Below are 11,457 nucleotides of genomic sequence, written 5' to 3' on the forward strand. Positions count from 1 at the left end.
CCATCGGCGCTAAAGAGCTTAACTTCTGTGTTCGGCATGGGAACAGGTGTGACCTCTTTGCCATTGTCACCAGACAAAATAACTTACTTTATTAATAATACATTCTTTGTTAATTAATTGCAATAGTCAATTTTACACTATCTTCAAAAAATCTTTAAACAACATTTACTTAAGTTGTTTCTTTATGTATTCATTCGTTTTTGACGACTTTTACATAATACTATGTTTTTTCTTTTGAGTCAATAGTTTTTCAAACTTTTTCTCAAAAGCTTTGTTATAGCATTTTCTATGTCATGTCTCGCTCACTTGCTTAACTCGACTTGAATAATCTTACCACATGAAAACAGTATTTACCATACCTTTTATAGTATATTTTTATATTTTTATAGCATAATTATGCATAATTGTATCTTATTACTTAATTTATTTATTAAAAGTGCCTCTAAAACATACTTCCTTTTTTCATCATAAGTTATCCACTTCTTCCTTAAATAAAAAACGAATATCATAACATGTCTTTGTGACAACATGATATTCGTTCTATTATAAGTTAGGATATTTAAGTATACAATCCCTTATATTATTTTTGTCTCATATACGGGAATAGTAATACGTCACGTATTGATGCTGAGTCAGTAAGTAACATTACTAATCTATCAATACCTATACCTAAACCGCCAGTCGGTGGCATACCGTATTCTAATGCTTCGATAAAGTCTTCATCCATTTCATGAGCTTCATCGTTCCCTTGTTCTTTTTCTACTAATTGAGCTTCAAATCTTGTTCTTTGATCAATAGGGTCATTCAACTCAGTAAATGCATTACCATGCTCTCTACCTACAATGAATAATTCAAAGCGGTCTGTAAACCTAGGATCTTCAGGATTTTTCTTAGCTAATGGAGAAATCTCTATTGGGTGCCCATAAACAAATGTAGGTTGAATTAATGTTTCTTCAACTTTTTGTTCAAAGAATTCATTTAAGATATGACCGTATTTCATATTACTTGTGATTTCTACACCATGTTCTTTAGCGGCTGTTTTAGCTTCATCATCACTTTGGATGTTGAAGAAATCTACACCTGTCGCTTCTTTAACGGCGTCAGCCATATGGATTCGTTTCCAGTTAGATGCTAAATCAATTGTTTCTTCACCATATGATACTTTAGCAGTGCCTAATACTTTTTCTGAAATATGTCTAATCATGTTTTCAGTAATATCCATGATATCGTGATAGTCAGCGTACGCTTCATATAATTCAATCATTGTAAATTCTGGGTTATGTCTTGTAGACACACCTTCATTTCTAAACACGCGACCAATTTCATATACTTTTTCTAGGCCGCCAACGATAAGACGTTTCAAATGTAATTCAATTGCAATTCTCATATATAATGTGGCATCTAATGCATTATGGTGTGTAACAAATGGACGTGCTGCAGCGCCACCTGCTATTTGATGCATCATTGGTGTTTCTACCTCTAAGAATCCTTGAGAATTTAAATAGTTACGCATCTCTTGTAAGATTTTACTGCGGTTAATAAATGTCTTAGTACTATCTTGGTTTGTAATTAAATCAAGATAACGTTGACGATAACGTTGTTCGATATCTTGTAAACCATGGAACTTATCTGGTAATGGGCGTAATGCTTTTGTTAAAAGCGTGAACGATTTTGCTTTAACTGAAAGTTCTCCTGTGTTCGTTTTAAACATAACACCTTTAACACCAACTATGTCCCCTAAATCCGAAGAATTCCAAATTTCAAATTGGTCGTCACCTACTTGATCTTTTCTGACATAAATCTGTATTTGGCCACTTAAATCTTGTACATGAGCAAAGCCTGCTTTACCTTTACCACGTTTAGTCATTAAACGCCCTGCTATACTTACATGACTTTCTTCTTCTTTTTCTTGTAATTCTTCTTTAGAAAATTGATTCCAATCTTCGTGTAATGGGCTAGCCATTGAACTACGATCGAATTTTTGTCCAAATGGGTCAATTCCTAAATCGTATAATTCTTGTAATTTTTGACGGCGAACCTGCATTTGGTCGTTCATTTCTTCTGACATAACTTTCTCTCCTTTATGCTTTTCAATCTTTATACTTTTTCACTGAATCGTCTGTCATCACTATATTACCAATTTTTTCATTAGAATGCGGTTCAATAAAATCAGATGCTATATCATTTAATGGAATCAGAACAAATGAACGTTCTAACATTCTTGGATGTGGAACAATCAAATCTTCTTTTTCAATAATTTGATTTCCATACAATAAAATATCTACATCTAAAGTTCTTGGCCCCCAACGTACATCTCTAACGCGATGCAATTGTTGTTCTGTTTCCATACATGCCTTTAACAAATCTTTTGGCTTCAATAATGTATGAATTTCAATACATTGATTTAAAAATTGTGGTTGATCAACGTAACCTACTGGCTCTGTTTCATATATTGGCGAAACTTTCGTGACTTCAATACCATTTTTGTTATTTAAAATGCGCACTGCTTCATCAAGTTGCGTCTCTCTTTCTCCAACATTACTACCTAATCCTAAATACGCATATGTCATTAGTGATTCTCCCTCACTATTTCAACACCTACTCCATTATAATGTCCAGGTATAGGTGGATTTTCTTTAGTGATTCTGACTTTCGTTTCCACTACACGATTATAGTGTGAATTTATACGTTTTGCAATACGTTCAGCCAGATGCTCTAATAAATTTACTGGTTCACCTTCCATAATCGCTTTCACTTCTTCAAATACTTCTCCATAATGTACAGTATCTGTAACTTTATCAGTTTTACCTGCTGTACTAAGATCAACTTTCATCGTGACATCAACAATAAATATTTGTCCAATCTCATTTTCGGCTGGTAACGCGCCATGATAACTATAAAATCTCATACCATTAAGAAATATTGCGTCGCGCATTATCATTCTCCTTTAAATAATCCATACTTTGTGCTATCCGAGCGTTTAATGCAACGTTATGTACTCTTACGCCCTTAATACCTTTAGTAATACCATATGCTGTTGTACCAGCAGTTGCTTCATCTCGTTCAGTTGGAGTTGTGTCTACACCAATCATTTCCTTAATAAATCTTTTTCTGCTTGTTGCTAACAGCACGGGGTATCCAGTTGCTACGAGTTCATCTAATCGAGACATAACTTCCTTTTCCTCGTCTCTTGTTTTGGCAAAACCAATACCTGGATCAATCCACACTTTATGTTGTGGTATCCTCGCCATTTCAGCTTTATTTGCTTGTTTTAAAAGATACAACAACATCTCATCGACAACTGATTCTTCTCTATGCCCGTCTCCGTTGTGCATTAACACAATTTCACCTTCATATTTCGCAACAATTTCAAATATACGCGGATCATGGTGGCCAGCCCATTGGTCATTAATCATCGTAACACCTAATTTCATGGCCGCTTCTGCTACTTCACTTCTGTATGTATCAACTGATAATTGAATACCTAAACGAGTCAAAGCTTCTACCACAGGTACGACACGATCAAGTTCTTCTTCAACGCTCACTTCTTCATAACCTGGTCTCGTAGATACGCCACCAATATCTATGATATCAACGCCCTCTTCTATCATTTTCTCTGCGCGTTCAACAGCCTTTTCAACTGAATTATATTTTCCTCCGTCAGAGAATGAGTCCGGTGTAATGTTTAATATTCCCATAATTTTTGTATGCGTCATAATCATTTTGCTTCCTTTCACCTCTAAAATGATTTTCCTATCAATTTATTATCATATTTCTATAATAACGTTATTTTTTATTTTTTTCAGTAACAAGTACTTGAATGAATTGCAAATTTTAATGAATCAAAACAAGTCTGCATTTGAAATGATTTATTAAATCTAGTCATAACATTAAAAAACCGGCACACATAATTATGTGACCGGTTAGCAATATACTTCAATGATTAATCGTCAAATGCGAATAATGGTGTTGATAAGTAACGTTCACCATTACTTGGTAATACAGTGACAACTGTTTTACCTGCACCTAGGTTTTTAGCCTTTTCAATGGCTGCATGAATCGCTGCACCTGAAGAAATACCACATAAGATTCCTTCTTCTTTAGCAACTTTACGTGCCATTTCCATAGCTGTTTCATTGCCTACTTGAATAATTTCATCATAGATATTTTCATCTAAAGTATCAGGAATAAATCCTGCACCTAAACCTTGTAGTTTATGAGGACCAGGTTCGCCACCACTTAATACTGGAGAGTCTTCTGGTTCGATTGCTACAAGATTGATATCTGGATACTTCTCTTTTAACACTTTACCTGCACCACTTAATGTACCACCTGTACCGACGCCAGCTAAGAATGAATCAATTGTCTTACCTTCAAATTGTTCAACCAATTCTGGCCCAGTTGTTAATTCGTGTACACGAGGGTTAGCTGGGTTTTCGAATTGTTGTGGTTCAAAGTAACCAAATTCTTCTTTCAATTCTTTTGCTTTTTTAATTGCGCCTTTCATAGCTTCTGAACCAGGAGTTAATACTAGTTCTGCGCCGTATGCTTTTAATAAGTTACGACGTTCTTGGCTCATTGTTTCAGGCATTGTAAATACGGCTTTATAACCTTTAGCTGCACAAACAAACGCTAAGCCGATACCAGTGTTTCCGCTCGTTGGTTCAACAATTGTATCACCAGGCTTAATTTTGCCTTCTTTTTCAGCTTCTTCAATCATTGCTAGTGCAATACGATCTTTTACAGAACCGCCTGGATTTTGATATTCAAGTTTTACGTAAACGTCTGCAGCACCTTCCTCTACAACGTTATTTAATTTAACTACAGGTGTATTTCCAATCACTTGTACGATATTGTCTACTGGTTTATTTGACATAAGTATTGCTCCTTTTCGTTAAAAAGTTTCAAACCCTACTTTTTCTCTCGGATATAATTTAATTTTATCAGATTTTTCTGTAAATACAACAATAAAACCTTATTTATTTAAATTCCAAGACATTACAATATCAATATTAACCTTTTTACTTAATATTTTCTAATAATTCCTGTAGTTCTTCTTCTGAATACTTGTACTTACTTCTACAAAAATGACATTCAGCTTCTGCGCCATGATCCACATCAATCATATTTTGAATTTCTGCCTCTCCTAAACCTTTAATTGCATTTAAGAATTTATCGTGCCCACAATTACATTCAAATTGAGCTGGAAGGTTTTCTAGTATTTGTACATTATCTTCACCAAGAATTTCAAATAAAAGTTCTTCCGGTGATAAACCTCGATCTATTAGTTTAGATACTGGCGTCATATTATTAATAGCATTTTCTAATTTATTAATTGTTTCATCTTCTGCGCCTGGCATTACTTGGATTAAAAATCCGCCTGACGCTTTAATTGAATTATCAGGATTTACGAGTACACCGAGACCTACTGATGAAGGAACTTGTTCACTTTTAGCAAAATAGTATGTGAAATCGTCACCTAACTCGCCTGACACTATTGGACTTGATCCTGAGAAATAATCTTTTAGCCCAACGTCTTTAACTACAGTTAATGAGCCATTTGTTCCAACAGCTCTGCTAACATCTAATTTCCCACTATCATTTAGTGGGAAGTGTGTTTGAGGATTAGTGACATAACCTCTTACATTTCCTTTTGCATCAGCATCAGCGATAATTTTACCTATTGGCCCTTGACCATCTACTGTTACTGTTAACTTTTGTTCGCCTTTCAACATTGCACCCATCATTAATGTTGCTGTCATTGTACGACCAAGCGCAGCTGATGCAGTTGGCCAAGTATAATGTCTTGTCTGTGCTTCTTGAACACTTTCAGTTGTTAAAGCGCTGTATGCACGGATTTGCCCTCCAAAAGCTAAAGCTTTAACTATATAATCATTCGTCATTTTTAAGATTTCTCCTTTAATTTTAATTATTTTTCGTCATATAATTGCTTATTTTGTCAATTTCTCTTCTATTAACGCAACTTATTTTAATATTTCTTGGTGAAAATTACTAACTATTTGTTCGGCTAAATATCTGTCATAAAATAATAATTGCTTAAAGTGCTATTTAAATTATAAATTAAAATTCTATAAATAAAAAACTTCTTTCTGCTATTCATGTTAATAGCAGAAAGAAGTTTTAGTTTAATTTCTTAGTTTCTATTGCTTGGATCGTTAGGATCACTTGGATTGCTTGGTTTATCAATATTTGGTGACTGTTCGTGACCTGTATTTTCTCTGTCTTCATCTTCTTGTTCTTGTTGATCGTTGTTATTTTTTTCTGATTGCTCTTCACGAACTTCATCGTATGATTTACCGTATTTACCTTTTTCAAAATCACTATCTTCGTTTTCAACAACTTTTGCGCCATCGTAATCGACTTCAGGTAATACACCGTCATAGAATAATGAACGTATTTGTTCAGCAACTAATGTTTCTTCTGTTAATAATGATTCAGCAATTAAAATCAGTTGAGATTTGTGTTCTAACAAGATATCTTTACAACGCTCATATTGTTCTTTAATTATACGTTGTACTTCTTTATCAATTTCGTAAGCAATTTGACCTGAATATTCTGGATCACCTTGCATATCTTTACCTAAGAACACTTGTCCATTACTACTACTTGAGAATTGGACCGTACCAAGTTTTTTACTCATACCATACTCAGTAACCATTTGGCGTGCAATTTGCGTTGCACGTTCAAAGTCGTTAGACGCACCAGTCGATACTTCATTAAAGTTAATATCTTCTGAAACACGTCCGCCGAGTAAACCACAAATTTTATCTAGTAATTCTGGTTCAGTCATTAAGAATCGATCTTGTTTTGGTAACATCATTGCGTAACCACCAGCTTGACCACGAGGGACAATGGTAACTTTGTGAACCACTTCAGCTTCATCAAGTACCATACCTATAATCGTGTGACCAGCTTCGTGATGTGCGACAATGTTACGTTCTTTATCAGAAATAACACGAGATTTTTTAGCTGGACCAGCAATAACACGGTCTGTAGCTTCTTCTATATCGCGCATATCGATTTTCTTCTTGCCTTCACGTACAGCAACAAGTGATGCCTCGTTTAGTAAGTTTTCTAAATCTGCACCTGAGAACCCTGGCGTTCTTTGAGACACTGCTTTCAAGTCAACTGTTTCGTCAAGCGGTTTATTTTTAGCATGCACATGTAATATCGCTTCACGACCCTTAACATCTGGACGACCTACTTGAATTTGTCTATCGAAACGACCTGGACGTAATAACGCTGGGTCTAAAATGTCAGGACGGTTAGTAGCTGCTATCATAATGATACCTTCGTTTTCGCCAAATCCATCCATTTCAACTAATAATTGGTTTAACGTTTGCTCACGTTCATCATGGCCACCACCGACACCAGCACCACGTTGACGTCCTACTGCATCAATTTCATCAATAAAAATGATACAAGGCGCATTTTTCTTAGCATTTTCAAATAAATCACGAACACGACTTGCACCGACACCAACAAACATCTCAACGAAGTCAGAACCACTAATTGAGAAGAATGGTGTGCCAGCTTCACCAGCAACCGCACGTGCAAGTAATGTTTTACCTGTACCTGGAGGGCCTACTAATAGGACACCTTTAGGTATTCTAGAGCCCATTTGTTTAAATTGTTTATTGTCTTTTAAGAAATCGACAATTTCGATTAATTCTTGTTTTTCTTCGTCTGCACCAGCTACATCTGAGAAGCGAACACGTTTCTTCTGGCTATCGTACATTTTCGCTTTGGATTTACCAAAGTTCATCATACGACCGCCGCCACCGCCGCCGCCTTGTGCTTGGCTTAGGAAGAAAATAAATAATAACGCAATAATTAATACTGGAATTAATGTTGTTAATATACTTACAAATACGCTTTGTTTCTCTTCTTCTTTAACTGTAAATTTTAATCCATCTTGTTCTTGTGCTGCATTTGTTATTTTTTCAAGCTCTTTATCGTTGTTATATAAAATTGTTGAAGAATAGTCTTCATCATTTTTTGTTTTACCACTTACCATATATACATTTTGCTCAGGCTGTATTTCGAGTGATTTCAAATCACCTTTTTCTAGCTGTTTCACAAATTGGTTATATGTAAGTTGTTTTGGCATATTCCCATTCCCATTTAAAAATGAAAACAGACCAAAAATAATAACGCCAATGATTGCGATAACTAGCACGTTACGAAAGGCTTTCTGCATGCGTCGTTTCCTCCTACTTCAATAATAAAACTAACAAAAATTGTAACATAACACATAAGTTCAAGGCTAGTATTTCAACTTTTGTATTATGTTTACAATTTCAGGTGCTTTATCTTAATTTTTATTTTTTCTTTACTTTTTAATGATACTTAAAATGTATTACATATTAACAAGCCACCATAAATTTATGTATTCAATACTTACAAGAGTTTATGTAATTAAAGTCTATTGTATTTATTCACATAAAACGACTTAGACTTATATTATATAATAATTTTCTATTCGGATAAATTGTATTGCTTATTTTGAATAAATTTCTGGTTTAAGTGTACCGATATATGGTAAATTTCTATAGTTTTCAGCGTAGTCCAAACCATAGCCAACCACAAATTCATCAGGAATTTTCTTACCAACATATTTTGCTTCAATATTGGCTTTACGACGGTTAGGCTTATCAAGTAATGTTACTATTTCAAGTGAATTTACACGACGTGATTCTAATAAATCAGTAATTGATTTTAAAGTTGTTCCAGTTTCCAAGATATCTTCTATAATCAAGATGTCTTTATTTTCAATTGAAGAACTTAAATCTTTTAAAATCTGAACTTCTCCTGTAGATTCCGTTCCTCCGTGATAACTTGAAACATCCATGAAGTCTATCGCTAAATGTGTATCGATATATTTAATTAAATCTGCCATAAACATTACAGATCCTTTTAATATGCCAATACAAACAAGCGGTTTCCCTTTATAAGCTGCTGTAATTTCTTCACCTAAATCTTTACATATTTGATGAATATCTTCCTCTGATAACAATACATCCTTTAAATCATCTCTCATTTTTTTCCTCTCCCATATCTCGTATACAAATTAAGTCTTTGTATTTACGTTTTAAAAATAATGTTCCAACAGCAATAATTTCATTATTAGCATTAACTATGATTGGTATTTGGCCACGTTTTTGTTGCTCAATTTTATTATCAATCAACAATCTACTGACCTTTTTGTGCCCTTTCATTCCGTTTAATTCAAATTTGTCACCATCGTTTCTTGTACGTACTAGTAGTGGAAATTCAAATGTAGGAAGATCGTTATTAATGTCAATACTATAGTGACTGAAGTTGTATGTCCCTGATTGATCTATCTTAGCCGGAGAAAGTTTTACGTCATCATTTGCCATTATTATAAATTTATCATAAGCGATATAAATTATCCATTTATCTGTTGTATATAATGTAGATTGCGCTATATTTTCACCCATGATTTGAAACCATTCATTGTATGTTTTTTCTGTTAAAGGATCGCGTGTTAGTATGTTAGCAAACAATTTATCTAATACGGTCATTTTCACGCTATGTCGTAATTGTAAAAATTGTTTTCTAGAAAAACGGTATTGAGTGCTACTAATTTCGACATCACTCTCTACAAAAGCGTTAGCCTCATTCTCTATAACTACCCGCTGTTCGTCATGCCACTCTTTTAGTTTTAATAACTGCTTGGTCTCTAATTGTTTATTTTGCTCTATTTCAGGTAAAATGCGATTGCGAATATCATTTCTCACATAATAGTTTTCTGCATTAGTTGCATCTTCATAAAAAGGGACATCATAAGCATGTTGATAGTTCTGAATTTCTATTTTAGTTGTTGTTAAAAGTGGCTTACATAAATCGTAGCTTCCTCGCGTTGTCAAATAAGACATACCGAGACTACTTCTAGTAGAACGGCCTGTCATCAATCTGTAAAAAATAGTTTCTAGCTGATCATCTTGATGATGTGCTGTGAGCAGTACATCTGCATTTAAATCTTTCATTATTAAGTCAAACCAACGATAACGTTCAAGTCTAGCCTCATTTTCAATACTATTACCTTTTTCAACAATTGTAGATAAATCTAAATGTTTAACATGTAATGCAATATTATGGTCAATACAATATTGCTTCAGAAATAATTCTTCTTCATCAGCAATTGGTCTAATATTATGATTTACATGCAAACAGGTTAATTGTGCGTATGTATCTTGCAAGTTTGTAATAAGTTGGTGTAACAATACCATACTATCAATACCAGTTGATACAGCCAATACAATGTGCTTATCTGAGGACCAACCGTCCGTATTCACTTCCATGCAAACCACCTCCTTACTTGTAGACATTCATTAGGCACAATAGTTTAAAATTATAATGTGCTAATTTTTTAACAAAAAAGAGACTGTTTCCTCAAGTAAGAAAACAGTCTTAGATTGTTACGATCAAACTTAATATTGGAATAAATGATTTCACTTTGTCCTCAATGAATCAAGTTAGGTTATTTGCGGAACAGTCTCATTATATATTTTTAGCGTCTTGCGCCTTTTCCGCCACGTCTAGATTCTGTTTGACGTTTGATGGAAGTTAATTTATCTTCGCTATCTTTCAAGAAATTTGTCAATTTCTTTTCAAAGTCTTCACCTTTTGGTTGAGGTTGTTTATGATTAGGTTTACTTTGCGGTCTACGCGGACGATCTTTTGCTTTTTTAATAGATAAGCTAATTTTTCCATCATCAGCAATTGAAAGTACTTTAACTTCAACTTCATCTCCAACAGATAAATGGTCTTCTACGTTTTCCACGTAATTATCTGCAACTTCACTTATGTGAACTAAGCCACTCTTTCCTTCTGGAAGTTCGACAAAAGCGCCAAACTTTTTAATTCCAGTGACTTTACCTTTAAGCTTGTTTCCTACTTCGATTGACATATTGTAAATAAATCCTCCCGATTTGTTTCGATTTTAACTTTATTATATGCCTGTTTGCATAAATTAACAATGGTATTATGATGCAAAAAAATTTTTTTCGTTATTTATCCTCTTTCGATGATTTCGATTTGGATTCAGACTTGTCTCCTGGCAACTTGAAAATCACTTCTCCATCGTTACTTAAATAATAATCGTCTCTGGCTACTTTCTCTATATAACTTTTGTCATTAAGATTATTAAGTTGTTCTTTTAATGCTAGTTCTTCATCTTGTTGTTTTTGGTATTTTTGTTCTTTTTGTTGGCGTTCTACGGCGTCTTCTTGGTTACTTTGTTTTTGAGTGACAAGCATTATGCATAAAATAATAATAATAGCGAGTAAAATGCCACCAAATAAAGTAATACGTCTACGGACTACGCGTCTTCTCATTTTTTGTTTCTGTTTCTTCTTGTTTTCTGAAGAAGTAAATGTATTACCTATATTTTCTACTTTTTTACTCAACGCT

General features: G+C 34.0%; 11 protein-coding genes and 1 rRNA gene. All 12 read right to left on the reverse strand.

From position 1 onward, the window contains the following. Positions 1–74 (reverse strand): 5S ribosomal RNA (gene rrf, locus J5E45_RS13510); the annotation flags it as partial. 506 nt (positions 75–580) lie between these two features. After that, positions 581–2,068 (reverse strand): lysine--tRNA ligase, encoded by a 1,488-nt coding sequence (lysS, locus tag J5E45_RS13515; RefSeq protein ID WP_208182321.1) that lies wholly within the window; start codon positions 2,066–2,068, stop codon positions 581–583. Positions 2,069–2,090: 22 nt separating this feature from the next. Continuing rightward, positions 2,091–2,570 carry a 2-amino-4-hydroxy-6-hydroxymethyldihydropteridine diphosphokinase gene (gene folK, locus J5E45_RS13520; RefSeq protein WP_039069401.1) on the reverse strand — a complete coding sequence of 160 codons (480 nt, stop codon included), beginning with the start codon at positions 2,568–2,570 and terminating at the stop codon, positions 2,091–2,093. Continuing rightward, positions 2,570–2,935, reverse strand: coding sequence for a dihydroneopterin aldolase (folB, locus tag J5E45_RS13525; RefSeq protein ID WP_208182322.1), 366 nt, complete (start codon positions 2,933–2,935; stop codon positions 2,570–2,572). The genes folK and folB overlap by 1 nt, the downstream gene beginning before the upstream one ends. Next, on the reverse strand, positions 2,913–3,716 hold the full coding sequence (gene folP, locus J5E45_RS13530) for a dihydropteroate synthase (RefSeq protein ID WP_208182324.1): 804 nt from the start codon (positions 3,714–3,716) through the stop codon (positions 2,913–2,915). The genes folB and folP overlap by 23 nt, the downstream gene beginning before the upstream one ends. A 227-nt stretch (positions 3,717–3,943) precedes the next feature. Further along, positions 3,944–4,876, reverse strand: a complete 933-nt coding sequence (gene cysK / locus J5E45_RS13535; RefSeq protein ID WP_039069404.1) for a cysteine synthase A — start codon at positions 4,874–4,876, stop codon at positions 3,944–3,946. A 145-nt stretch (positions 4,877–5,021) separates the two neighbouring features. Continuing rightward, on the reverse strand, positions 5,022–5,903 hold the full coding sequence (gene hslO, locus J5E45_RS13540) for an Hsp33 family molecular chaperone HslO (protein WP_039069405.1): 882 nt from the start codon (positions 5,901–5,903) through the stop codon (positions 5,022–5,024). A 251-nt stretch (positions 5,904–6,154) separates the two neighbouring features. Further along, a complete protein-coding gene (gene ftsH, locus J5E45_RS13545) occupies positions 6,155–8,221 on the reverse strand; it encodes an ATP-dependent zinc metalloprotease FtsH (protein ID WP_039069406.1) in 2,067 nt (688 codons plus the stop codon). Between the two features lie 300 nt (positions 8,222–8,521). After that, positions 8,522–9,061 carry a hypoxanthine phosphoribosyltransferase gene (hpt, locus tag J5E45_RS13550; RefSeq protein ID WP_069793246.1) on the reverse strand — a complete coding sequence of 180 codons (540 nt, stop codon included), beginning with the start codon at positions 9,059–9,061 and terminating at the stop codon, positions 8,522–8,524. Then, entirely contained in the window at positions 9,051–10,346 is a 1,296-nt protein-coding gene (gene tilS / locus J5E45_RS13555) for a tRNA lysidine(34) synthetase TilS (protein ID WP_208182331.1), read from the reverse strand. Before tilS ends, hpt begins: the two co-directional genes overlap by 11 nt. A 209-nt stretch (positions 10,347–10,555) precedes the next feature. Beyond that, positions 10,556–10,954: a S1 domain-containing RNA-binding protein gene (locus J5E45_RS13560; RefSeq protein ID WP_017722020.1), complete on the reverse strand. Its 399-nt coding sequence runs from the start codon at positions 10,952–10,954 to the stop codon at positions 10,556–10,558. 100 nt (positions 10,955–11,054) lie between these two features. Beyond that, complete coding sequence (locus J5E45_RS13565; protein WP_039069409.1) at positions 11,055–11,453, reverse strand: septum formation initiator family protein; 399 nt, start codon at positions 11,451–11,453, stop codon at positions 11,055–11,057. Positions 11,454–11,457: the final 4 nt, after the last annotated feature.

Source organism: Staphylococcus shinii, from assembly GCF_017583065.1.
In the GTDB taxonomy this organism is placed as follows: domain Bacteria; phylum Bacillota; class Bacilli; order Staphylococcales; family Staphylococcaceae; genus Staphylococcus; species Staphylococcus shinii.